The sequence below is a fragment of the Pantoea sp. ICBG 985 genome (assembly GCF_002928365.1).
Classification (GTDB): Bacteria; Pseudomonadota; Gammaproteobacteria; order Enterobacterales; family Enterobacteriaceae; genus Pantoea; species Pantoea dispersa.
The window spans coordinates 528,672-553,758 of sequence record NZ_POWM01000001.1 but is presented as its reverse complement, the minus strand read 5'-3'; the positions used below and the strand labels follow the sequence as shown (position 1 = coordinate 553,758).

Here is a 25,087-nt window from a genome sequence, read left to right as displayed (position 1 = left end):
TCCTTCTACCTGGGTTTGCGCGCAGTCACGTGGATATAGCGCCCTAAGCTCAAAAAGGGCTCCTGACGACAGTAGCGCCGTTCCATCTCAATAATTTCCTCAACGCTCTTCCCGGCGCCGGGCTGCGGCTTCATGTAGTCACTGAACACGCGGATACCGGCACGCTGCTCGGTGATAAATCCGCACTGCGTCAGCCAGCGCTGTACATCGTCAGGATCGCGGGGGAAATCCGGCGACAGCGTGCGTTTTTTGCGCTTGTTCATGTTGGCGCGCAGATAGCCGAAATTGCCGAGCGTCAGAGTGCGGAACGTCAGGCCGTGCGCGTTATAAAACATCAGCGACAGCACACCACCGGGTTTCAGCGTATGCCACAGTGCTTGCAGCACCGCCAGCGGATCCGCCACCCACTCAAGCACAGCGTGAAACAATACCAGATCCACCGGCTTATCCAAATGTTCGCCAACCTGCTGCGCGCTAATTTGTTTGAATTGCATGTTGTGGCTCACACCTGCGCTGTGCGCATGGGCGGCGGCCAGCTTAAGCATCTCGCCCGACAGGTCGCACAGCAGTATCTGATGACCCTGCGCAGCAAGACCGCTGGAGATCTGACCGACACCACCACCGGCATCCAGCACCGCCAGCGGGCCAGCGGGCAGCGTCGGCAGAATGGCGTTCAGCTCATCCCAGATGATCGCCTGACGCACCTGGCCTTTACGGGTGCCATAAATATTTTGCGAGAATTTATCCGCCAGATCGTCAAAGTTACGATCCTGCATGGTGATGGCTCCGCTTTGCTGCATTCAACTTGTGCTATTTTGTCACAGGCTCGACAAGAATGAACCTTTCATGCCGCAGTAACTGTCTGGCTGCTGTTTTTTCGGACAAAAGGAGACGTTTTCGATGTTTTTTGCCTTAAAAAAATGGATTGGCGCGATGCTACTGCCTTTGCCATTGCTGTTAACGCTTATGGCGGCAGGACTTTTACTGCTCTGGTTCAGCCGCTGGCAAAAAAGCGGCAAAATCCTTATCTCATTAAGCTGGCTGATGCTGTTACTGCTGAGCCTGCAACCGGTGGCCGATCGGCTGCTGGCCCCGCTGGAAAACCAGTATGCCACGTGGAATGGCAGCGAGCCGGTGGACTATATCGTGGTGCTGGGCGGGGGTTACACCTATAACCGGCAGTGGGCACCGAGCTCCAACCTGCTGAACAACAGCCTGCCGCGCGTGACCGAAGGCGTTCGCCAGTGGCGACGCTATCCTCAGGCCAAAATGATCTTCACCGGTGCCGCTGCGGGCTACAATCCGCGCAGCAACGCCAGCGTTGCCGCCGACGTGGCGCGCAGCCTTGGCGTGCCCGACGATGCCATTATTGTGCTGGATCAGCCGCATGACACCGGCGAAGAAGCGCTGGCGGTAAAGCAGACCATCGGGCAGCATCCGTTTCTGCTGGTAACGTCTGCCAACCATCTGCCACGCGCGATGCACTTTTTCCAGAGCGCCGGCCTGAATCCGCTACCGGCACCGGCTAACCAGCTGGCGATCACCTCACCGATCAGCGTCTGGGATCGCACACTGCCCTCGCCGCTGTGGCTCAGCCATAGCCAGCGCGCGGTGTACGAAACGCTGGGGCTGATCTGGCAGCGGCTGCGCGGCAGTGGCGAACTTTCAGCCGAGCCAGGGGAGTAGCTGCGCGCGGGCATGGTCAAAGCGCGGCCGGTCAAACTGGCCGCTGCTGACCAGCGTGTCAACGCAATCCCACAGCTGATAGAGCCAGCGGCGCCAGACGAAACCTTCATCCACCGGCGCACGCTGTAAATAGTGCTGCAGCAGCGATGCTTCAGCACCGTTTTCCGCCAGGCGCATCAGCTCATACTCACGCGGTGCCCACAAAATGGTGCCCGGCTGGGTCATCGCCACCAGCTGATCGCTGTGCGGGTCTTTCAGCATACTGGCGAGACGCAGATTGCCGTGCATTAGCACGCACGGGTCGTCAAAGCCGGCAAACAGCTGCGCCAGCTGTTCGCGGCTGCGGAACAGAATCTGACGATCGGCGTGGGTAAATCCAGGGGGCGACAGATAGCCCAGCGTGGACCACAGCACTTCCACCCGCTGGCGATACCACGCCGGCCAGCGATTTTCCTGCACGCTGTCAACGCTGCCGACCAGGCCATGGCTGTCAATGCGGTGCCACGCCAGCAGCCCTTCGACAATCTGTTCACACAGCTGCTCCCAGCGCGCTGCCGTCCGCGCCGGCGCTTCGGCCGATACGCCATTTAAGCGCGCCAGCAGCAGCATTTCATGCGCCGGCGGTTGCTGACTCAAAACCAGGCCGTACACCGTGGGCAGCGTAATCAGTCCTTCATGCGCCAGCATGGTGAGTTTTTTCGCTTCGAGCGCGGCGCGTCCCTGATGACGAAAATATTTGGCCACCAGCGGCATCGGCTTGCCGTGGTCATCATAGAGGGCGTAAAGCCGCGATTGTGCCTGTTCGCTGATGGTTTCCAGCCGGCTGACGCCTTCGCCCAGCACCAGCGCCAGTTCTGCACGGAGTTGTTCCATGGAAGAGTCCTCCGGAGTTAACTCATTGCACCATCCTGGAGGTCATGACGGCGCGAAACTTAGCGCCAGATCAAACTTTGCGGCCAGCCGGGGCGCTGGCCGCTGACGATTATGCCTGCATCGCTTCACGCACGCGCAGCAGATCGTCCGGCGTATCCACACCGACGCTCGGCACGGTGGCCGCTACCGCCACGTGAATCTTTTCGCCGTACCACAGCACGCGCAGCTGCTCCAGCAACTCGATCTGCTCCAGCGCACAGGGTTGCCATGCCACATAGCGACGGATAAAACCGGCGCGATAGGCATAAATACCGATGTGGCGCAGCAGCGTGTCGCCAATCTGCTCACGCGACTGCGCGTAACGTTCACGATCCCACGGAATGGTCGCACGTGAAAAATAGAGCGCATAACCGCTGGCATCAGTGACCACTTTTACCGCGTTGGGATTGAACGCCTCTTCTGCCTCGTGAATCGGTACCGCCAGCGTGGCCATGCCGGCATCCGCCTGGGCCAGATTGTCCGCGACCTGACGCACAATCTCCGCCGGAATCATCGGCTCGTCGCCCTGCACGTTCACGATGATGGTATCGTCAGCAAACTGATATTTTTCAATCACCTCGGCCAGACGCTCGGTACCAGATTGGTGGTCGGCGCGCGTCATGCAGACTTCCCCGCCGGCAGCGGTCACCGCGGCCGCCACGTCAGGATGATCGGTGGCCACAATCACCCGCTCGGCGCCGGACTCGCGTGCACGTTCCATCACGTGCACCACCATCGGTTTACCGTGAATATCCAGCAGCGGTTTGCCCGGCAGGCGCGTGGAGGCGTAGCGTGCCGGAATAATCGCCACGAAACTCATGGATGAATCTCTTCAACGGACAGGGTGCGCGCTTCTACTTCCAGCAATACCGGAATACCGTCACGCACCGGGAACGCCAGGCCGTCGGGTTTGCAGATCAACTCCTGCTGCTCTTTGTTGTAATACAGTTTTCCGTTGCAGACCGGACAGGCCACAATCTCAAGTAAACGGTGATCCATACTTTTCTCCTTTCAGGACCGATACGTCAGAGGATTAGCATACCATAGCGCAATCAGGGACGGCGCGCCGCCATCGGCTTATATGCTGACGTGCCAGTGCGTGGACCAGGCGGCCCGCAGCGCATCAGGCGCGTTTTCCAGCACCACTTCGCGGGCACCCTGCCAGGTGGCGAAGCGGTTAATGGCTTTATGCACATCAGCGAGAAACTGCTGGCTCACGCGCACGCCGGGTTCCAGCCAGAAGGCCCGCAAAATCAGGCGCTGCGCCTGACGATCCATTTTGGCATCGACGCGCCCTTTCAGTACGCCGCGGTGCAGCAGCGGCAGGACAAAATAGCCGTATTTACGTTTGTGCTCCGGCGTATAGCACTCGATGCGGTAGTCAAAATTAAACAACTCAAGCGCGCGGCGACGATCCCATACCACCGGATCAAACGGTGACAGCAGCGCGCTGTGCGTGGCGGCCTGCGGCTGCGTCAGCTGCGGCAGCAGCGTATGGTGCAGCCACATCTCGCCCAGTTGCTCAACCTCAACGCGCTGAATCACTCCCTGCTCAGCGGCCTGCGCCAGCCAGAGTGCGATGGGCGCACGTTTCAGCCGGTAGTAATCGGCCAGCCAGCTGGCGCGGAAAATGCCGAGGCTGCGCGCGCTGTGATCCAGCATCTGCATCACCGCCTCGTTCTCGCTCAGCGCATGCTGCTCGTCGCGCCAGTGCGGCATCACCCGGCTACGCAGATCGTAGACGCGCTGGAAGTTACGGCGCCCGACAACCATCAGCTCACCGGCGCTAAACAGGTTCTCCAGATGTCGCTTGTGCGGCTTCCACGCCCACCAGCCGGGTTTGGTGTGCTTGTCGCTGGCAAAATCAGCGGCGCGTACCGGACCGGTGGCGGCGATATGTTGCAGCAGATCGGCGATCTCCTGCTGATGCTGATCCACCCATTGCTGATTGTATTTCCAGCCCAGGCGCTGCGGTGCCAGCATGCGGTGACGCAGCAGCGGATAATCTTCAAAAGGGATAAAACAGGCTTCATGCGCCCAGTATTCAAACAGCGCGCCCGCCGCCAGCGTTTGCTCCAGCCACTCGGCTGGAAAAGCGCCCAGCCGGCTGAACAGCACCAGATATGGACTGCGCGCGACCACATTAATGGTATCGATTTGCAGCAGCGACATCTGCCGCACACAGGCGTGAATATCGGCAAAACGCGCCTGACGGCGCGGCGGGCGTAGCAGGCCCTGGGCAGAGAGGTGCAGATTGCGGGCGGTTTGCAGAGAGAGGGAATGCGTGCTGGTCATTGCGTCGTCCCTTTGAATGGTTAGCGCGACCGGGCGTCGCGCGCAGCCGTACAGAGTTGCGTCAGATCGGCCAGCAATGCGGCCAGCGGCGCGCCCGCCAGATGCGCATCCACCGGCAGATACCACCAGTTAGCGCGGGCAAAATGGCGGCATTTGACTGCATCTTTTTCCGTCATCAGCAGGCACTGTGCATCCTGAGTCAGGCTGCGTAACTCTTCTTCGCTGTAAGCGTGGTGGTCGGCAAAGGCTATCTCTGCCACCGGCTGCACGCCCTGCTGCTGCAGCGTAGTGAAGAAACGCGGCGGATGACCGATGCCGGCCATCGCGACAATTGGCGGCAGCTGCGTCAGTGCAGCCTGTTCGCCGGTCAGCAGATTGACCGCCAGGCCCGGCTGCAGCGTCATGGCGATCTCGCCAGCCTGCGCGCTGCCCCCGTTGACCACCACGGCATCTACCTGCGCCAGCCGCGATGCGCGTTCACGCATCGGTCCGGCCGGTAACCACCAGCCGTTACCAAAGCGACGCACGCCATCCACCACCACGATTTCGCGATCGCGCTGCAGCGCGTAGTGCTGCAGGCCATCATCCGTCACAATCACATCCAGCGGATGCGCCGCCAGCAGGGCCTCGATTGCCAGCCGGCGCTGCGGTGCCACTGCCACCGGCACCTGGGTGCGCTGGGCGATCAGCACCGGTTCATCACCAGCCTGTTCCGTCGCGGTATCCTGATTGACCAGCAGCGGATAGCGTTCCGCTTTACCACCGTAACCGCGCGACACCACACCCGGACGCAGCCCCTGCTGTTGCAGCGCCTGCACCAGCCAAATCACCAGCGGTGTTTTACCGTTGCCGCCCGCGGTCAGGTTGCCAACGACAATGACCGGACAGGGCGCGCGCCAGCGGGTACGCCAGCCGCGCTGATAGCTCAGGCGAATCAGCCAGGTGATAGCGCCATACAGCAGACTCAGCGGCCACAACAGCAGCCACAGCGGCGAGCGTCCGCTCCAGATACGTTCAATCATTGACCGAACTGCAGTTTGTGCAGCTGCGCGTAAGCACCTTTCTGCGCCAGCAGCACCTCATGAGTACCGCGTTCCACGATTCGCCCATCCTCGACCACCACGATTTCGTCGGCCTTTTCAATGGTGGAGAGACGGTGCGCAATCACCAGCGACGTGCGGTTCTTCTGCAGCTCGTCCAGCGCCGACTGGATGGCACGCTCGGATTCGGTATCCAGCGCCGAAGTGGCTTCGTCGAGAATCAAAATCGGGCAGTCACGCAGCAGCGCACGGGCAATGGCGATACGCTGACGCTGGCCACCAGACAGCAGCACGCCATTTTCACCAATAACCGTATCGAGACCGTTATCCATCTTGTTGATGAAGTCCATGGCGTGCGCCATGGTCGCCGCCTGCTCGATTTGCTCGCGGGTGTATTCACCGTTGCGCGCATAAGCAATGTTATTGGCGATGGTGTCGTTGAACAGATGGACATTCTGCGAGACCAGCGCCACCTGATTACGCAGCGAGCGCAGGGTATATTCCCGCAGGTCGTGACCATCCAGCAGAATCTCGCCCTCGTTGATATCGTAAAAACGCGTCAGCAGGCTGGCCATGGTGGATTTACCCGAGCCGGAACGGCCCACCAGCGCCACGGTTTTACCCGCGGGCAGCGTGAGATTAATATCACGCAGCGCCGGAATGTCACGGCCCGGATAGGTAAAGGTCACGTTGCGGAATTCAACATCCCCTTTCGCACGCGTGATTTCGCGCTTGCCGTTGTCGATCTCCTGCTCACTATCCAGAATGGTGAACAGCGTCTGACAGGCCGCCATGCCGCGCTGGAACTGGGCGTTGACGTTGGTCAGCGATTTCAGCGGACGCATCAGGGCGATCATCGACGAGAACACCACGGTAATGGTACCGGCAGTCAGGGTATCCATCACGCTCGGGAAGCTGGCCGCATACAGCACAAACGCCAGCGCCAGCGATGCGATCAGCTGGATCACCGGATCGGAAATCGAAGAGGCTGAGACCAGTTTCATCCCCTGCTGGCGCATTTTATTGCTCACCTGCGAGAAACGCTCAGCTTCCACTTCCTGTCCGCCAAAAATCAGTACTTCTTTATGCCCTTTCAGCATCTGCTCAGCACTGGTGGTCACCTGCCCCATGGTGTTCTGCATATTTTTACTGATGCTGCGGAAACGCTTGGATACGGTGCGGATGGCAAAAGAGACCAGCGGCGCCAGCAGGATCAGAATCAGTGACAGCTGCCAGCTGTAGTAAAACATCATGATGAACAGGCCAATGATCGATGCGCCTTCGCGTACCACCGTCACCAGCGCGCTGGAGGAGGAAGAGGCCACCTGTTCAGAATCGTAGGTAATCCGCGACAGCAGCGTACCGGTAGACTGCTGGTCAAAGAATGCAACCGGCATGCCCATCATGTGGCCGAACAGGCGACGGCGCATGTTCATCACCACATTGCCGGAGACCCATGAGATGCAGTAACTGGAGATATAACTGGTTACGCCGCGGATCAGCATCAGGCCGATGACTGCCAGCGGCATCCACAGCAGAACGGATTTGTCGGCTTTGCCGAAACCATCATCCAGTAAAGGTTTCAACAGGGAGAGCATTAGGGTGTCGCCTGCCGCATTGAGTATCAGCGCCACGGCGGACACAATCAGGCCAGCCTTGTGCGGTGCAATCATCGGCCAGAGTCGGCGAAATGTCTGCCACGTTGAGAGGTCTTTGTCTTGATGCATTATTTATTCACGCTGTTTGAAATAGCCGCTCATTCTACCTGGAATCGCGTTTGACGCCAAACCACTGATGATACCAGCGGGGGATTATTTGCTCTCTTAACCCCTTAATCTGCCAGCGACCCTGCCGTATCGCGATGTGAATCTGGCCTGATTGCGCAGTGTCATACCAGCGATAGCCCTGCTCACGGTAACGCTGGACCACGGCGACGGCGGGCATACGCCAGGCGTTATAGCGCGCCAGCGAAGCCAGCGCCGCCTGCCCGGCAACACTCCGTAACAGTAAAGGGCCAGAGGAGCTCCGGCTGCCATGATGGGGCACCTGGATAACAGTGGACTGTAAGCCGCCCTTTTCCAGGGCGACCAGCTTGCGCTCCGCCTCCAGCTCGATGTCCCCGGTCAGTAACAGGCTAAACTGACCATCATCCACGCGCACTACGCAGGAGTCGTTATTTTGCCCGGCGGTCTGCGCGCGCGGTGGCCATAGCGCGTGAAAGTGCAAACGCCCCCACTGCCACTGCTGGCCGCGATAGCACGGCAGATGCCCGGGCTCGCCGAGCGCGCTGCGAACCCGCAGACCAGGCTGCGCCTGATGCAGCGCGGCTAATCCACCACGGTGATCGAGATGCTTGTGGCTCAGGATCACCCCCTGCAGTTGGCGCCCGGTGTAGTGCAGCCAGGGTAACAAAACCCGCCCGCCTGCATTGTCCTCTGCCCAGTCGGGTCCGCTGTCATACAGCATCACCTCATTTCCCTGGCTGATCGCCACCGCCAGACCATGTCCGACATCGATCATGTCAATCTGCCAGTCGTCCTGCTGAGCATTGCTGCGCCAGAACCACAGCGAGAGTAACAGCGCGCAGCAGGGCATCAGCGCCTTCGCAAGCAAGCCGCTGCGCCACAGCGCCAGCCCGGCCCAGAGCAGCAGCACCGCCGGCAGCGTATCGCTCCAGCGCCACCAGCCGGCGGGCAGCCACGCCAGCCCCTGCATCACCAGGCTGACCGACAGATCGGCCAGCTGCCATAGCGGAACGGCGATTGCAGGCAGCGGCAACAGCATCGCCAGCAGAATCAGCGGCACGGTAATCAGCGACACCACCGGCACTGCCAGCAGGTTGGCTACTAGCGCGCTCAGGCTGAGCCCGTGGAACAGAAAGATCTGCAGCGGCGCCATCAGAATCATCATGCCCAATTGCAGGTGCAGCAGTCGCAGCATGAGCCAGCGACGCGGCTGGCGGAAACGTGGCGGCAGAGGAAACCACTGAAACCACAGTATCAGCATCGCCACGGCCAGCGCCGACAGCCAGAAGCTCTCTGACAGCACCGTCAGCGGATCAAGCCATAACAAACTCCCCACGCAGAGCGTCCACACCTGCCAGTTGCTCAGCTGCCAGCCAGCTATACGCGTCGCCAGCCACAGCGTTAACGCCAGCATCGCGCGCTGTGCCGGAGGATGACTGCCGGAGATCCAGCAATAGGCTGCCGCTGTTAACCCGCTGATCAGCAGCGGCATCAGATAGCCGATTTGCCTGGCAGGTAACACTAACTGGATGACGCGCGCCAGTAGCCAGCCTACGCTGGCCGCCAGCGCGATATGCATGCCGGAGATGGCCATCAGGTGCGCGGTACCGGTTTCGCGCAGCAAGGCTCGCTGGGCCGGGGTCATCGCGTCACGCACGCCAAAGGCCAGTGCCTGTATTATTGCGGGCTGCGTTAACCCGGTGAAACGCGCCAGGTGATGATCGATAAAACGCGTCCGCCAGCTGCAGCGCAGAGACTCAGCCTGCTGGCGGACAATACGCCCCTGCAGCGCGCTGTGGTTAGCAATGGCAAAACGCTGCAGATCAAATTCGCCCTCGTTGAGCCGGGCGTGCACCGCACGTAGCCGCAGCTGCATCTGCCAGCGCTGTCCGGCACACCAGGCGACCTCATCGCTGACATTACGCAGCGTGACAAACAACGGTGGAAAGACGTAGCGGTCACCTGCCCGGATTACCTGCGCCGTGAGCTGGTTCTTCGCGGGATTCACTGCCGTTATCTGAAGCGTGGCCGCCACCGGTGCCACGGTCAGTTGCTCGAGGGTATCGACCGTCTGACGCGCCTCGATCAGTGCCCAGCTCAACAGCAGCAAGCCCAGTCCGGCGTAGCGCAAAAACATTACTGACGTACACGCCAGCAACAGTGCGCTTATTAACAGCAGCACAATGGTGCTGTAAGCAGGGATCTGCGGCAGCATACCCAGCGGCAGCGCCGCGAGGAGCATCATTCTGGCTACCACTGTTATTGTCACGCGCACGCCCTCTTCTGTCATTGCCGCGGATTGTGCGCGCTGGCAGAGGGAAAAGCATGTGGTTAAATGTCGATTTCAGAGAGGGATTACGCGCAGTTTATGGTGGTTGCAGGAAATGAACAGCAACATGGAAGCAGGATCGCAAACCTGAATGCGAGGCAAAAAAAAACGACACCTAAGGGTGTCGTTTTTATCGTTCGGTAACGGCTTAGCCGTAGATATTTGCACGGTCACGCAATTCTTTGCCTGGCTTGAAGTGGGGAACGTATTTACCTTCCAGTTCCACTTTGTCACCCGTTTTCGGGTTACGACCAGTGCGCGGTGCGCGGTAGTGCAAAGAAAAGCTGCCGAATCCCCGGATTTCAATGCGCTCGCCCTGGGCCAGCGTAGTGGCCATGTGCTCGAGCATCTCTTTGACCGCATCCTCAACGACTTTCGCCGGGATATGAGTATGCTGGCCAGCAAGTCTTTCAATCAGTTCTGACTTGGTCATGTAACCTCCGGTTAATCCCTGTTTGGAAAGGTATGACAGCTTTTACCGAAACCGGACGATTTTCACCGTCCGGTGCTTCGGGTCGATTACTCGCCTTTAGCCGCTTTGAACGCTTCAGCCATTGCGTTAGAGAAGTTGCCATCTTCCTGTTTGGTGTTAACAGTGTTGATAGCTTCTTTCTCGTCAGCCTGGTCTTTAGCACGAACAGACAGGCTCACAACGCGGTTCTTACGGTCAACGCCGGTGAATTTCGCTTCAACGTCGTCGCCTACGCTCAGAACCTGAGTGGCGTCTTCGATGCGGTCCAGAGAAGCTTCAGAAGCGCGCAGGTAACCTTCTACGCCGTCAGCTAATTCTACTGTAGCACCTTTAGCGTCAACTGCAGTGACTTTACCCGTCACGATTGCGCCTTTCTTGTTCAGGGTGATGTAGTTGTTGAATGGATCTTCAGCCAGCTGCTTCACGCCCAGAGAAATACGCTCACGCTCTGCGTCAACCTGCAGTACAACGGCAGCGATTTCGTCGCCTTTCTTGTACTCACGAACGGCTTCTTCGCCAGTCGCGTTCCAGGAGATGTCAGACAGGTGAACCAGACCGTCGATGCCACCGTCCAGGCCGATGAAGATACCGAAGTCAGTGATTGACTTGATTTTACCTTCAACGCGATCGCCTTTGTTGTGGGTCTCTGCGAACTGCTGCCATGGGTTAGATTTGCACTGCTTCAGACCCAGGGAGATACGACGACGCTCTTCGTCGATGTCCAGAACCATAACTTCAACCACATCACCTACGTTGACAACTTTAGATGGGTGGATGTTTTTGTTGGTCCAGTCCATTTCAGACACGTGTACCAGGCCTTCAACGCCTTCTTCGATTTCAACGAAGCAGCCGTAGTCAGTCAGGTTGGTCACGCGACCGGTCAGTTTGGTACCTTCCGGATAACGCTTAGCGATAGCAACCCATGGATCTTCGCCCAGCTGTTTCAGGCCCAGAGATACACGAGTACGCTCGCGGTCGAACTTCAGCACTTTAACAGTGATTTCGTCGCCCACGTTGACGATTTCGCTTGGATGCTTAACGCGCTTCCACGCCATATCGGTGATGTGCAGCAGGCCGTCAACGCCACCCAGGTCAACGAATGCGCCGTAGTCAGTGAGGTTCTTAACGATACCTTTGACTTCCATGCCTTCCTGCAGGTTTTCCAGCAGCTGATCACGCTCAGCGCTGTTTTCAGATTCGATAACCGCGCGGCGAGAAACCACGACGTTGTTACGCTTCTGATCAAGCTTGATTACTTTGAATTCAAGCTCTTTGCCTTCCAGGTGCAGGGTGTCGCGGACCGGACGAACGTCAACCAGTGAACCTGGCAGGAACGCACGAATACCGTTCAGCTCAACTGTGAAGCCACCTTTAACTTTGCCGTTGATAACACCGGTAACAGTTTCAGCGTCTTCGTAAGCTTTTTCCAGCGTGATCCAAGCTTCGTGACGTTTAGCTTTCTCACGGGACAGCAGGGTTTCACCGAAGCCGTCTTCTACTGCATCCAGAGCAACGTCAACTTCGTCGCCCACCTGGATTTCCAGTTCGCCGGCTGCGTTCTTGAACTGTTCTGCAGGGATAGCAGATTCAGATTTCAGACCCGCATCAACCAGCACGACGTCTTTGTCGATAGCAACAACGACGCCACGAACGATGGAACCCGGACGGGTTTCGATTTCTTTCAGGGACTCTTCAAAGAGTTGAGCAAAAGATTCAGTCATATTGATAATCTTAGGATTCTTCAATTTAACGTCCACCTGACGTCATTGTCGGATGGGGTTGTTTCACATGCCCTGCACCGCTTCCCTGGCACAGGGTTACTACAATTCGGTCGCCGAAAAGATTAAATGCCCAGCTTCTGGCGGGCATAATCTAGTGCCTTTTCAATCACTTGCTCAATGGTCATGCTGGTTGAATCCAGCACCAGAGCATCAGCGGCTGGCACTAAAGGCGCGATGGCGCGGTTACGATCGCGGTCGTCGCGTTCCTTTATCTCGGATAAAAGGCGATCAAAGTTAACACTAAAGCCCTTTTCCTGCAACTGTAGCATACGGCGATGCGCACGCTCTTCGGAGCTGGCATCGAGGAAAATTTTAACGGGCGCGTCCGGGAAAACCACGGTGCCCATATCTCGTCCATCGGCGATTAAACCCGGCTCCTCGCGGAAAGCACGCTGTCGGCGCAGCAAGGCTTCACGCACGCGCGGAAATGCCGCCACGCGCGACGCCGTATTGCTCACTTCCTGGGTGCGGATTTCGCCGGTGACATCCTCACCTTCCAGCACTACCTGCATTTCACCGTCTACCGACAGAAAACGCACGTCAAGGTGCGCCGCCATAGGCACCAGCGCTTCTTCCGACTCGATATCCACCTGATGATGCAGCGCGGCCAGAGCCAGTACGCGATAAATAGCCCCTGAATCCAGCAGGTGCCACTGCAACGACTCCGCCATCGCTTTACATAAAGTCCCTTTACCCGCGCCGCTTGGGCCATCAATGGTAATTACCGGGGCGATTGCCGTCATTGTTCTCTCCTGTTGCTGCGTGCTGATGATCAGCCTTCTTGGCTGTCTGGATTGCGCGGCATTATACGCTGCCCGCGTCCGCTTGGTTACCCTTTAGCGTAGACAGCGCCAGAAATTTCGACAGTTTCAGAACAATTTCCCGCCAGTGAGGCCAGCAGAGGGTTCAGAAGCCCGGCACAGCGGTACCGGGCTGGCGGATTAGGATGCGTGGCTGATTTTTGCCAGCTGCTGGAAGTAATCCGGGAAGGTTTTCGCCGTACAGCCGGGATCGAGAATGGTTACCGGCGTGTCGGACAGCGCAACCAGCGAGAAACACATCGCCATACGGTGATCGTTGTACGTGCCGATATCGGCGTGCTGTAACTGCGCAGGCGGTGTGACGCGAATAAAATCGTGCCCCTCTTCCACTTCCGCCCCGACTTTACGCAACTCGGTCGCCATGGCCGCCAGGCGATCGGTCTCCTTTACGCGCCAGTTATAGATGTTGCGCATCAGCGTGGTGCCTTCGGCAAACAGCGCGGTGGTAGCGATTGTCATTGCCGCATCCGGAATATGGTTCATGTCCATATCAATGGCGTTCAGCGCACCGCGCGTGCAGGCAATATAATCGTCGCCCCACTCGATCACCGCTCCCATCTTCTCCAGCACATCGGCAAAACGGATGTCGCCCTGCACACTGTTGCGGCCAATCCCGGTAACGCGCACCGTGCCGCCTCTGATTGCCGCAGCGGCAAGGAAATAGGACGCTGACGACGCATCGCCTTCCACCAGATAATCACCTGGCGACTGATACTGCTGCTGACCTTTCACCACAAAGCGCTGATAGTGCTGATTATCAACGTCCACGCCAAAGCAACGCATCAGGTGCAGAGTGATATCAATGTAGGGTTTGGAAACCAGCTCGCCTTTGATGGTGATCGTGGTGTCGTTCTGTGCCAGCGGCGCGGTCATCAGCAGCGCCGTCAGGAACTGGCTGGAAACGCTGCCATCGACACTGACTTCGCCGCCGGTAAATCCGCCGTTCAGACGCAGCGGCGGATAGTCGGTTTGTTCGAGGTAATCAATGCGCGCGCCGCCCTGCCGTAACGCATCGACCAGATGGCCGATCGGACGCTCTTTCATGCGCGGTTCGCCGGTCAGCACCACCGACTGCTCGCCGAGGCACAGTGCTGCCGCCAGCGGACGCATCGCGGTTCCGGCATTGCCCAGGAACAATTCCAGCGGCTGTTCGGCACGCAGCGGTCCACCATTGCCGACCACTTCACACACGGTGCGATCGGCTGACAGGGTATAGCTGACGCCCAGCGCCTGCAGCGCATTAAGCATGTGTTTAACATCATCGCTGTCGAGCAGGTTGGTCAGGCGCGTGGTGCCGTTCGCCAGCGCGGCCAGTAACAGGGCGCGGTTTGATACGCTTTTTGAGCCCGGTAAGTTTACCGTGCCGTCAACGCGGGCAATCGGCTGTAAAGTCAGGGAGTCCTGCATGTGAAACCAAATCTCCAGAAATACGAGACCCTGTCCAGTGACAGGGTCTGATGCCAGCCGGGCAGGCTGGCACTAAAAAAGATAATTAACCGTGACGACGTTCGAAGTCGACCATGAATTCGGTCAGCGCTTTAACGCCTTCCAGCGGCATCGCATTGTAGATCGAGGCACGCATACCGCCAACCACACGGTGCCCCTTCAGCGCATGCAGGCCCGCCTTCAGTGATTCTTCAAGGAACACCTTATCCAGCGCAGCATCGGCCAGCTGGAAAGGCACGTTCATCCGGGAACGGTTTTCACTGGCGACGTCGTTACGGTAGAAGCTGCTGCTATCAATCACGCCGTACAGCAGATCGGCTTTCGCCTGATTAACCTTGTCCATCTCTGCTACACCGCCCTTCTCTTTCAGCCATTTGAACACCAGGCCGGAGAGATACCAGGCAAACGTCGGCGGCGTGTTAAACATCGAATCGTTTTCGGCCAGCACTTTGTAATCGAGAATGGAGGGCACCCAACGCTGCGCTTTGCCCAGCAGGTCATCACGCACTACCACCAGCGTCAGGCCAGCGGGACCGATGTTCTTCTGCGCGCCGGCATAAATCACGCCGTAGCGGCTGATGTCGAGCGGGCGGGACAGGATGGTGGAAGAGAGATCGGCCACCACCACTTTATCGCCGAAGTCTGGCTCTTCATCGATGGCAATACCGTCGATGGTTTCATTCGGGCAGAAATGCACATAAGCAGCATCATCGCTGAGCTGCCATTCACGCATCGGTAACAGTGCGCGTTTACCCTCACGGGTGGTTTTGATGTCAATGGCGTTCGGCGAGCAGAATTTTTCTGCTTCTTTAATAGCACTGTGCGCCCAGTAGCCGCCGTCGATGTAATCCGCGCGGCTGGCATCGCCCAGCAGGTTGCCCGGGATTGCCGCGAACTGCGCACGCGCGCCGCCATGGCAGAATAATACTTTGTAGTTGGCCGGGATTTTCAGCAGATCGCGAAAATCCTGCTCCGCCGCTTCCGCGACTTCAATAAACTCTTTGCTGCGGTGACTGATTTCCATCACCGAGGTGCCTAAGCCATGCCAGTTTGTCAGTTCTTGTTCTGCACGACGAAGCACTTCCACCGGCAGCATTGCCGGTCCGGAGCTAAAATTATAAACCTGCGCCATTTCCCCTCACCATTGTCATATCGAACGGTTATGAATACCCCATCGGTTTTATCATTGCCTCCGGATGGCTGCAATCATTTATCCGGCAGCGATCACATTTCCAGAGCCCGCTCCACCGCAGCTTATGTCACAAATGTAATAAGCCACGGAATTTTGTGAGGCAGCCCGGTGAAGTAAAATCAGACAGCTGCCAGAGCGCGAAAAAGCCGTAACAATGCGTTGAGAAATTTGGCGGAGCAATAGCGAAGCAGGCGCAAAACCCGTATTATTGCGCGCTTTACGCCCAACCATCGACTTGAGAGAGCGCCACCATGACGCAAACGTTTATTCCAGGTAAAGACGCCGCACTGGAAGACTCCATCGCACGCTTCCAGCAGAAACTGCAGGATCTGGGTTTCAACATTGAAGAAGCTTCCTGGCTGAACCCGGTGCCGCACGTCTGGTCTGTGCACATTCGCGACCGCGACTGCCCGCTCTGTTTTACTAACGGTAAAGGCGCCAGTAAAAAAGCGGCGCTGGCCTCAGCGCTGGGCGAATATTTTGAGCGCCTCTCAACCAACTACTTCTTTGCCGATTTCTGGCTGGGTGAAACCATCGCTAACGGCGACTTCGTGCACTACCCGAACGAGAAATGGTTCCCGCTGAGCGACGATGACAGCCTGCCGGAAGGCATTCTGGATGCGCGCCTGCGTAAGTTTTACGATCCGGAACAGAGCCTGAGCGCGTCCGACCTGGTGGATCTGCAGTCTGGTAATGCCGATCGCGGTATTTGCGGCCTGCCATTTACCCGCCAGTCCGATCAGCAAACCGTGTACATTCCGATGAACATCATCGGCAACCTGTATGTGTCTAACGGCATGTCCGCTGGCAACACCGCCAATGAAGCGCGCGTACAGGGCTTATCCGAAGTGTTTGAGCGCCATATTAAAAACCGCATTATTGCGGAATCCATCAGCCTGCCGGAAATTCCTGAAGCGGTGATGCAGCGCTATCCTGGCGTGGTAGAGGCCATCAATCGTCTTGAAGCGGAAGGTTTCCCGATTTTCTCCTATGACGCTTCGCTGGGCGGCAACTATCCGGTGATCTGTGTGGTGCTGTTCAACCCGGCTAACGGCACCTGCTTTGCCTCTTTTGGCGCCCATCCGGACTTTGGTGTCGCGCTGGAACGTACCGTCACCGAACTGCTGCAGGGCCGCGGCCTGAAAGATCTCGACGTGTTTACCCCGCCCACCTTCGATGATGAAGAAGTGGCTGAACACGCTAACCTTGAAACCCACTTCATTGATTCCAGCGGTCTGATCTCCTGGGATATGTTCAAAGACGATGCCGACTATCCCTTTGTCGACTGGAGCTTTGCCGGCACCACCCATGAAGAGTTCGATACGCTGATGGCGATCTTCCGTGCGGAAGATAAAGAAGTGTATATCGCCGACTACGAACATCTGGGCGTTTACGCCTGCCGCATTATCGTACCGGGCATGTCTGATATTTACCCTGCCGAAGACCTGCTGCTGGCGAATAACAACATGGGTGCATCACTGCGTGAAACGCTGTTATCCCTGCCGGCAACCCAGTGGCAACCCGAGGAGTATCTGGCGCTGATCGAACAGCTGGATGAAGAAGGTCATGATGACTTCACCCGCGTGCGTGAACTGCTGGGGCTGGCGACCGGCAAAGACAACGGCTGGTTCACGCTGCGTATTGGCGAGCTGAAAGCGATGCTGGCGCTGGCCGGTGGCGATCTGGATCAGGCGCTGATTTGGACGGAATGGACCATGGAATTCAACCAGTCGATCTTCAGCCCTGAGCGTGCCAATTACTACCGCTGCCTGCAGACTCTGCTGCTGCTGGCGATGGAAGAAGATCGCGATCCGCTGCAGTATCATCGCGCGTTTGTGCGCATGTATGGCGAAGCCGCCGTCGACGCCGCTTCGGCTGCCATCAGCGGTGAGGCACCGTTCTACGGTCTGCAGGTGGTTGACCGCGATCTGCACGCGTTCCCGGCGCATCAGGCACTGCTGGCCGCGTATGAAAAATTACAGGTGGCAAAACGTCGTTACTGGTCTGCGAAATAAATCGGCGCATTTTGTCTGTGACCAATTAGCCTGAAAATTAACGGGCACTGGCAGTATCCAGTGCCCTTTTTTATGCCGCTGAAAATTCATCGGGCGCAGAAAATAATAAATAACAATTCACTATCATTGATAAACAGCATTTAACAAAATAATGCTGAAGCCAGCCGCACTTTCAACTTATTTTGCATAAATTAAAAATTATTTATTGAATTAATTTCAATAGCTTAACTGAATTTTTGGCCATTTTGCGGCTTTGCTTAACCCTGCCGTTTCGGCAAATATGATCCACATCAACTCCTGACCTATACTCCTTTGTTAGTATCTTTACGGACAATTTCTGGAGAGCGTTAGTGTGAAAGCTGACAACCCTTTTAATTCATTATTACCGGCGGCGATGGCAAAAGTCGCAGAAGATGCCGGTGTCTATAAAGCGACGAAACATCCCTTAACCACCTTCTTTCTGGCTATCACTGCTGGCGTCTTTATTTCCATTGCCTTTGTGTTTTATATCACCGCCACCACCGGCAGCGGCACTATGCCGTATGGCATGGCCAAATTGATCGGCGGCATCTGCTTCTCACTGGGTTTAATGCTGGTGGTTGTTTGCGGCGCTGATTTGTTTACTTCAACGGTGCTGATCGTGGTGGCAAAAGCCAGCGGACGCATTACCTGGCTGCAACTGGGTCGTCACTGGCTCAATGTCTACGTTGGTAACCTGTGCGGCGCGCTGTTTTTTGTGGCGCTGATTTGGCTGGCCGGTGAGCATATGGTCGCAAATGGTGCCTGGGGATTAAATGTCTTACAGACCGCCGACCACAAAATGCATCATACGTTTATCGAAGCGGTAAGCCTCGGTACACTGGCTAACCTGATGGTGTGTCTGGCGGTGTGGATGAGCTACTCCGGCCGTAGCCTGCTCGACAAAATGGTAGCGATGATTTTACCGGTTGCGATGTTTGTAGCCAGCGGCTTTGAGCACAGCATCGCCAATATGTTCCTGATCCCGATGGCCATCATGATTCGCGATTTTGCCAGCCCGGAATTCTGGCAAATGACCGGTGCCAGCGCGGCGCAATTTCCTGCACTGGGCATTGGCGATTTTATTGTTAATAACCTGATTCCCGTAACCATCGGCAACATCATTGGCGGCGGTCTGTTAGTCGGGTTGACCTATTGGGTTATCTATCTGCGCGACGGTGAGTCCGCGCACTGAGTCATTAAGTACGGGCGTGCTGAGCAGCGCGCCATACGTTACAGTCTCCCTAAATAAGGCAGGTATATCATGTCCGAACTGAATGAAAAAATGGCGTCAGCCTGGGAAGGATTTAGCGCCGGTGAATGGCAGAACAGCGTCAACGTCCGTGACTTCATCCAAAAAAACTACACGCCGTATGAAGGTGACGAAGCATTCCTCGCCGGCGCGACGCCAGCCACCACCAAACTGTGGGACAGCGTGCTGGAAGGCATCAAAATTGAAAACCGTACCCATGCACCGGTTGATTTCGACACTGATTTAGCGTCCACCATCACCTCACACGATGCGGGCTATATTAATAAATCGCTGGAAACCATCGTTGGTCTGCAGACTGAAGCTCCGCTAAAACGCGCCATTATCCCGTTTGGCGGCATTAAAATGGTGGAAGGCTCCTGTAAAGTTTACGGCCGCGAGCTGGACCCGGCGCTGAAGAAAGTTTTCACCGATTACCGCAAAACCCACAACCAGGGCGTGTTTGACGTTTACACCCCGGATATCCTGCGCTGCCGTAAATCAGGCGTGCTGACCGGTCTGCCAGATGCATACGGCCGCGGTCGTATTATCGGTGACTACCGTCGCGTCGCGCTGTACGGCATCGACTTCCTGATGAAAGACAAAGTGGCTCAGTTCAACTCACTGCAGAGTGACATGGAAAATGGCGTTGATCTCGAAGCCACCATTCGCCTGCGTGAAGAGATTTCTGAGCAGCACCGCGCACTGGGCCAGATCAAAGAGATGGCCGCCAAATATGGCTTTGATATCTCTCTGCCAGCCACCACCGCGCAGGAAGCAGTACAGTGGACCTACTTCGGTTACCTCGCAGCAGTGAAATCACAAAACGGTGCCGCGATGTCGTTTGGTCGCGTGTCCACCTTCCTCGACGTTTACATCGAGCGCGATATCAAAGCCGGTAAGCTGAGCGAAGAGCAGGCGCAGGAGCTGATTGACCATCTGGTGATGAAATTGCGTATGGTGCGCTTCCTGCGTACGCCGGAATACGATGAGCTGTTCTCTGGCGACCCAATCTGGGCCACTGAATCACTGGCTGGTATGGGCGTTGACGGTCGTACGCTGGTGACGAAAAGCACCTTCCGCTTCCTGAACACGCTGTACACCATGGGTCCATCACCGGAACCAAACATGACCATCCTGTGGTCTGAGAAACTGCCGGTTAACTTCAAAAAGTATGCGGCAAAAGTCTCCATCGACACCTCATCGCTGCAGTATGAGAACGATGACCTGATGCGTCCGGACTTTGACAATGATGACTACGCCATCGCCTGCTGCGTGAGCCCGATGATTGTCGGTAAACAAATGCAGTTCTTCGGCGCACGTGCCAACCTGGCTAAAACACTGCTGTACGCAATCAACGGCGGTGTGGATGAGAAGCTGAAAATGCAGGTCGGCCCGAAAGAAGCGCCAATCACTGATGATGTGCTGGATTATGACACCGTGATGGCGCGTCTGGACCACTTCATGGACTGGCTGGCAAAACAGTACGTCACGTCACTCAACATCATCCACTACATGCATGATAAGTACAGTTATGAAGCCGCGCTGATGGCGCTGCACGATCGTGACGTTTATCGTACCATGGCGTGTGGTATCGCGGGCCTGTCTGTCGCCGCGGACTCACTTTCAGCGATTAAATATGCCAAAGTGAAACCGGTACGTGACGCCGATGGTCTGGCAGTGGACTTCGAAATTGAAGGTGAATATCCGCAGTTCGGTAACAACGACCCGCGCGTGGATGATCTGGCCTGTGACCTGGTTGAACGTTTCATGAAGAAAATTCAGAAACTGCAGACCTACCGTAATGCGGTGCCAACGCAGTCGGTACTGACCATCACCTCCAACGTGGTATACGGTAAGAAAACCGGTAACACCCCGGATGGTCGTCGCTCCGGTGCGCCATTTGGACCAGGTGCCAACCCAATGCATGGCCGTGACCAGAAAGGTGCTGTCGCCTCACTGACTTCCGTGGCCAAACTGCCATTTGCCTACGCCAAAGACGGTATTTCTTACACCTTCTCTATCGTACCGAATGCGCTGGGCAAAGATGATAACGTGCGTAAAACCAACCTTGCTGGCCTGATGGATGGTTACTTCCACCACGAAGCCAGTATCGAGGGCGGCCAGCACCTGAACGTTAATGTCATGAACCGTGAAATGCTGCTGGATGCCATGGAGCACCCTGAGAAATATCCACAGCTGACCATCCGCGTTTCCGGTTATGCCGTACGTTTCAACTCGCTGACGAAAGAGCAGCAGCAGGATGTGATTACCCGTACGTTTACTCAGTCGCTGTAATCCTTCTCACTTTAATCGAAAGGCTCCTGCGGGAGCCTTTTCTCCACAAGCCTGTTTTGCCAGTCTGCTTTTGCAGGCAGTCTGGCAAAACCGACTTACATCCCCAGAGCACAACACAGATTGTGCCGCCTGCTCGCCAGGCTGAACCGGAGAATACATCGCAATGTCAACCATCGGTCGTATCCACTCGTTTGAATCCTGCGGCACCGTTGACGGTCCCGGCATCCGTTTTATCACCTTCTTCCAGGGCTGCCTGATGCGCTGCCTGTACTGCCACAACCGCGATACCTGGGACACTCACGGCGGTAAGGAGATCACCGTCGATGAGCTGATGAGGGATGTGCTGTCGTATCGCCACTTTATGAATGCGTCTGGTGGCGGCGTGACGGCATCCGGCGGTGAAGCCATTCTGCAGGCTGAATTTGTGCGCGACTGGTTTCGCGCCTGCCAGGCCGAGGGCATCCATACCTGCCTCGACACCAACGGCTTTGTGCGTCGTTACGATCCGGTGATCGATGAACTGCTTGATGCGACCGATCTGGTGATGCTCGACCTCAAGCAAATCAATGACGATATCCATGAGATTCTGGTCGGCGTGTCAAACCACCGCACGCTGGATTTCGCCCGCTATCTGCAAAAGCGCGGTAAAAGGACCTGGATTCGCTATGTGGTGGTGCCGGGTTATTCGGACGATGATGATTCGGTACATCGCCTCGGTGAATTTACTAAAGACATGACTAACATTGAGAAGATCGAACTGCTGCCTTATCACGAACTCGGCAAGCATAAATGGATTGCCATGGGTGAAGAGTACAAGCTGGAAGGCGTGAAGCCGCCAACGAAAGAGACCATGGAGCGGGTGAAAAATATTCTTGCCGGTTACGGCCATAACGTCATGTATTAAGAAGGTTGGCCTGTAGCTAAGGCCTCGCCGGCAAGAAACAGAGGCGTTACCGCCGGGACATTTGCGACAGGTTGCGAATGTCCCGTTTAAGCACCGCCATCAGGCATGCGCCACCGGTGTTGCGTGCTGATCGGCTTTACGCAGCAGCATCACCAGATAAACCAGCGCCACCACCGCAATCATCACAAACAGCAGGCGATCGGAATAGTTCTGCATCAGCATTGCGGTCATCCCCGGCCCGACCAGACTGCCAACGGTATAACTGAACAGCAGCGCCTGATTCATCGCCACCAGTTCATGATGCGCCACCGTTTCACACGCCCAGGACATGGCCACCGGATAAAGCGTAAAGCCAGCCAGCCCCAGCACAAACAGTGCAGGTGCCATTGCCGTTCCGCTCAGCATAGCAATCGCACCCAGAATCACCACGAATACCTGCACGCGCAGCACCATCAGGCGACCAAAGCGGTCGGCAAGACGCCCTACCGGCCACTGACCGACAATCCCGGCACTGACCAGCAGCGCCATCCAGTAACCTACGGTGGCATCGCTCATGCCCTGATGCGAAAGATAAAGCGGCATCAGGCCGTAGAGCGAACCGAGCACGATACCGGAGATAATGCAGCCGTTGATACCCAACCGCGAACTGCGGCGGCGCAGCATGCTCCAGATACGCCCGGTTGAGGCTTCTTCAGTAGCCGCACCGGCGTTGACCTGCACAAACACCACGGGCAGCACGGCACAGACGATCAGCGCGCTCACCCAGGGAATGACGTGCAGCAGTTCTGTCGAGACACGGCTCACCAGCAGCTGACCGGCAACGGTGCCAAGATAGTAGATGATCATGTAAGCGGCCAGCAGCTGACCGCGATTGCGCACGGTACCGCTGCACAATAGTGCACTCTCAACCACCACCCAAATCAGTGCACAGCCTACGCCCGCGGTGAAGCGCAGCAGCGTCCAGCTGTAAAAGCCGTCCAGCAGCACCATGCCCATGGTTGCCAGCGCAAACAGTACGCTGGCAAGGTAAAAGCAGCGATTAAAGCCATAGCGATTAATCAACCAGCCCGCCAGCAAGGTGCCCAGTAAGTTGCCGGTGTAATAAGCAGAGCTCGCCATGCCCACCTGCCAGGTCGGCAGTTGATCGTGAGTGAGCCACAGCGGCACCAGCGTATTAAGCACAGCAATAGACACCGTCATCAGCATTAAGCCGCAAAGCAGCAGCAGGACGGGGCGCGACCAGGTTGACATAGGGAATAAAACCAAAAGAAATGAACAGATTTGCGCGCAGTTTGCCATTGACGATGGCAAAGTCAATGTGCAAAAAAACAGCGCCGCACATTTTGCTGCTGAACAATTTATTATTTTTATCTTCAGCGGGTTACAGGGCTTGAGAAAGGTCTTATATCTGAATCTATCTACATGAATTTATACATTTTTGATGGTTTGACGCGCAACGATGACGATAACGTTTATTTCTGATTAATTCCGGTTAAAAAATAATGGCTGACGCGCTTAAGAAATAAAAAACCCGGCCTGAGCCGGGTTTGTGCATGAATGCCTGTTAGCCGATATATTCCAGCCCGCCCATATACGGGCGCAGCACGTCCGGCACTGTAATACGACCATCCGCCTGCTGATAGTTTTCCAGCACGGCCACCAGCGTACGCCCCACCGCCAGGCCTGAACCATTCAGCGTGTGCACCAGACGCGGTTTTTTGTCCGTTTTGCTGCGGCAGCGAGCCTGCATGCGGCGCGCCTGGAAATCCCACATATTCGAGCAGGAGGAGATTTCACGGTAGGTGTCCTGCGCCGGCAGCCAGACTTCCAGGTCATAGGTTTTGGCTGAGCCGAAGCCCATGTCGCCGGTGCACAGCAGCACTTTACGGTACGGCAGGTTCAGCAGCTGCAGCACTTTCTCCGCATGGCCGACCAGCTCTTCCAGCGCGTCCATGGAGGTTTCCGGTGCGACGATCTGCACCATCTCCACTTTGTCGAACTGGTGCATACGGATCAAACCGCGCGTATCGCGTCCGTAAGAACCGGCTTCGGAACGGAAGCAAGGCGTGTGGGCAGTGAGTTTGATCGGCAGAGATTCCTCTTCAACGATCTCATCGCGCACCAGGTTAGTCAGCGGCACTTCGGCGGTCGGGATCAGCGCATAGTTGCTGCTGCCTGCTTCTTCGCCCAGCGGTTTGGTATGGAACAGATCCTCACCAAATTTTGGTAACTGACCGGTACCGTACAGCGTCTCGTGGTTCACCAGATATGGCACGTAAGTTTCCAGATAACCGTGCTGCTGGCTGTGCAGATCGATCATGAACTGGCTCAGCGCGCGATGCAGACGAGCAATCTGGCCCTGCATCACGATAAAGCGCGAACCGGTCAGTTTCACCGCCGAGGCGAAATCCAGCCCTTTGACCGCTTCACCCAGCTCTACATGGTCTTTCACCGGGAAATCGAACTGGCGCGGCTGGCCCCAGCGGCTCACTTCCTGGTTTTCGCTGTCATCTTTACCCAGCGGCACTTCGTCGGCCGGCAGGTTAGGCAGCGCAAGCGCAAAGTCACGAATTTCGTTCTGCAGGGTATCCAGCTCTGCTTTCGCCGCATCCAGGCGTTCGCCCAGCGCGTTCACTTCCTGACGCAGCGGCTCGATATCTTCCCCACGTGCTTTGGCCTGACCGATGGATTTGGAGCGGGAGTTACGCTCAGCCTGCAGGTTTTCAGTTTCTACCTGCAAAACCTTACGACGCTCTTCGAGGGAGCGCAGCGTATCCACATCCAGTTTAAATCCCCGGCGTGCCAGTTTTTCTGCGACTGCGTCTGGCTCATTACGCAGCAGATTGGGATCGAGCATGCTTATCCTGTGTAATAAAAGGTTGAT

Annotated in this window: 20 protein-coding genes; 5 read left to right on the top strand and 15 right to left on the bottom strand. The window is 56.7% G+C overall.

What is annotated here, in order from left to right; genetic code table 11:
- Positions 1-5: 5 nt before the first annotated feature.
- Positions 6-776: a tRNA uridine 5-oxyacetic acid(34) methyltransferase CmoM gene (gene cmoM, locus C1Y42_RS02715; protein WP_104092773.1), complete on the bottom strand. Its 771-nt coding sequence runs from the start codon at positions 774-776 to the stop codon at positions 6-8.
- Positions 777-900: 124 nt separating this feature from the next.
- On the opposite strand from cmoM, the gene elyC reads away from it, so the two are divergent.
- Positions 901-1,686: an envelope biogenesis factor ElyC gene (gene elyC / locus C1Y42_RS02710; RefSeq protein WP_104092772.1), complete on the top strand. Its 786-nt coding sequence runs from the start codon at positions 901-903 to the stop codon at positions 1,684-1,686.
- On the opposite strand, the gene C1Y42_RS02705 is transcribed toward elyC, so the two are convergent.
- From C1Y42_RS02705 to serC, 12 genes are all read right to left on the bottom strand, one after another.
- A complete protein-coding gene (locus tag C1Y42_RS02705) occupies positions 1,666-2,559 on the bottom strand; it encodes a YcbJ family phosphotransferase (protein WP_104092771.1) in 894 nt (297 codons plus the stop codon). The two genes, elyC and C1Y42_RS02705, sit on opposite strands and share 21 nt — an antisense overlap.
- 109 nt (positions 2,560-2,668) lie before the next feature.
- On the bottom strand, positions 2,669-3,418 hold the full coding sequence (kdsB, locus tag C1Y42_RS02700; RefSeq protein ID WP_058757760.1) for a 3-deoxy-manno-octulosonate cytidylyltransferase: 750 nt from the start codon (positions 3,416-3,418) through the stop codon (positions 2,669-2,671).
- The gene (locus C1Y42_RS02695) at positions 3,415-3,597 is read right to left on the bottom strand and encodes a Trm112 family protein (protein WP_010618270.1); all 183 of its coding nucleotides are present in this window, start codon (positions 3,595-3,597) and stop codon (positions 3,415-3,417) included. Before C1Y42_RS02695 ends, kdsB begins: the two co-directional genes overlap by 4 nt.
- Before the next feature lie 78 nt (positions 3,598-3,675).
- Entirely contained in the window at positions 3,676-4,893 is a 1,218-nt protein-coding gene (locus tag C1Y42_RS02690; RefSeq protein WP_104092770.1) for a winged helix-turn-helix domain-containing protein, read from the bottom strand.
- Positions 4,894-4,913: 20 nt separating this feature from the next.
- The gene (gene lpxK / locus C1Y42_RS02685; RefSeq protein ID WP_104092769.1) at positions 4,914-5,915 is read right to left on the bottom strand and encodes a tetraacyldisaccharide 4'-kinase; all 1,002 of its coding nucleotides are present in this window, start codon (positions 5,913-5,915) and stop codon (positions 4,914-4,916) included.
- On the bottom strand, positions 5,912-7,660 hold the full coding sequence (msbA, locus tag C1Y42_RS02680; protein ID WP_021508343.1) for a lipid A ABC transporter ATP-binding protein/permease MsbA: 1,749 nt from the start codon (positions 7,658-7,660) through the stop codon (positions 5,912-5,914). The genes lpxK and msbA overlap by 4 nt, the downstream gene beginning before the upstream one ends.
- Positions 7,661-7,694: 34 nt before the next feature.
- Positions 7,695-9,923 (bottom strand): DNA internalization-related competence protein ComEC/Rec2, encoded by a 2,229-nt coding sequence (locus C1Y42_RS02675; protein ID WP_233210680.1) that lies wholly within the window; start codon positions 9,921-9,923, stop codon positions 7,695-7,697.
- A gap of 232 nt (positions 9,924-10,155) precedes the next feature.
- On the bottom strand, positions 10,156-10,440 hold the full coding sequence (gene ihfB, locus C1Y42_RS02670; RefSeq protein ID WP_010618275.1) for an integration host factor subunit beta: 285 nt from the start codon (positions 10,438-10,440) through the stop codon (positions 10,156-10,158).
- Between the two features lie 86 nt (positions 10,441-10,526).
- A complete protein-coding gene (gene rpsA, locus C1Y42_RS02665) occupies positions 10,527-12,200 on the bottom strand; it encodes a 30S ribosomal protein S1 (protein WP_021508345.1) in 1,674 nt (557 codons plus the stop codon).
- A 122-nt stretch (positions 12,201-12,322) separates the two neighbouring features.
- Positions 12,323-13,003: a (d)CMP kinase gene (gene cmk / locus C1Y42_RS02660; RefSeq protein WP_021508346.1), complete on the bottom strand. Its 681-nt coding sequence runs from the start codon at positions 13,001-13,003 to the stop codon at positions 12,323-12,325.
- A 198-nt stretch (positions 13,004-13,201) separates the two neighbouring features.
- The gene (gene aroA, locus C1Y42_RS02655) at positions 13,202-14,488 is read right to left on the bottom strand and encodes a 3-phosphoshikimate 1-carboxyvinyltransferase (protein WP_058769547.1); all 1,287 of its coding nucleotides are present in this window, start codon (positions 14,486-14,488) and stop codon (positions 13,202-13,204) included.
- An 85-nt stretch (positions 14,489-14,573) separates the two neighbouring features.
- Complete coding sequence (serC, locus tag C1Y42_RS02650) at positions 14,574-15,659, bottom strand: 3-phosphoserine/phosphohydroxythreonine transaminase (protein ID WP_021508348.1); 1,086 nt, start codon at positions 15,657-15,659, stop codon at positions 14,574-14,576.
- A gap of 311 nt (positions 15,660-15,970) precedes the next feature.
- On the opposite strand from serC, the gene ycaO reads away from it, so the two are divergent.
- The 4 genes from ycaO to pflA all read left to right on the top strand — a co-directional run bounded on the left by ycaO (position 15,971) and on the right by pflA (position 22,203).
- Positions 15,971-17,734 (top strand): 30S ribosomal protein S12 methylthiotransferase accessory factor YcaO, encoded by a 1,764-nt coding sequence (gene ycaO, locus C1Y42_RS02645; protein ID WP_104092767.1) that lies wholly within the window; start codon positions 15,971-15,973, stop codon positions 17,732-17,734.
- Between the two features lie 352 nt (positions 17,735-18,086).
- Positions 18,087-18,947, top strand: coding sequence for a formate transporter FocA (focA, locus tag C1Y42_RS02640; RefSeq protein ID WP_021508350.1), 861 nt, complete (start codon positions 18,087-18,089; stop codon positions 18,945-18,947).
- 69 nt (positions 18,948-19,016) lie between these two features.
- The gene (pflB, locus tag C1Y42_RS02635; RefSeq protein ID WP_058769544.1) at positions 19,017-21,299 is read left to right on the top strand and encodes a formate C-acetyltransferase; all 2,283 of its coding nucleotides are present in this window, start codon (positions 19,017-19,019) and stop codon (positions 21,297-21,299) included.
- 163 nt (positions 21,300-21,462) lie between these two features.
- Positions 21,463-22,203, top strand: a complete 741-nt coding sequence (pflA, locus tag C1Y42_RS02630) for a pyruvate formate lyase 1-activating protein (RefSeq protein WP_058780812.1) — start codon at positions 21,463-21,465, stop codon at positions 22,201-22,203.
- Positions 22,204-22,302: 99 nt separating this feature from the next.
- Here pflA and C1Y42_RS02625 read toward each other — a convergent pair whose 3' ends face one another.
- Both C1Y42_RS02625 and serS read right to left on the bottom strand, forming a co-directional pair.
- Positions 22,303-23,454 carry an MFS transporter gene (locus tag C1Y42_RS02625; protein ID WP_058769542.1) on the bottom strand — a complete coding sequence of 384 codons (1,152 nt, stop codon included), beginning with the start codon at positions 23,452-23,454 and terminating at the stop codon, positions 22,303-22,305.
- 313 nt (positions 23,455-23,767) lie between these two features.
- Positions 23,768-25,060, bottom strand: a complete 1,293-nt coding sequence (serS, locus tag C1Y42_RS02620; RefSeq protein WP_058757768.1) for a serine--tRNA ligase — start codon at positions 25,058-25,060, stop codon at positions 23,768-23,770.
- Positions 25,061-25,087: the final 27 nt, after the last annotated feature.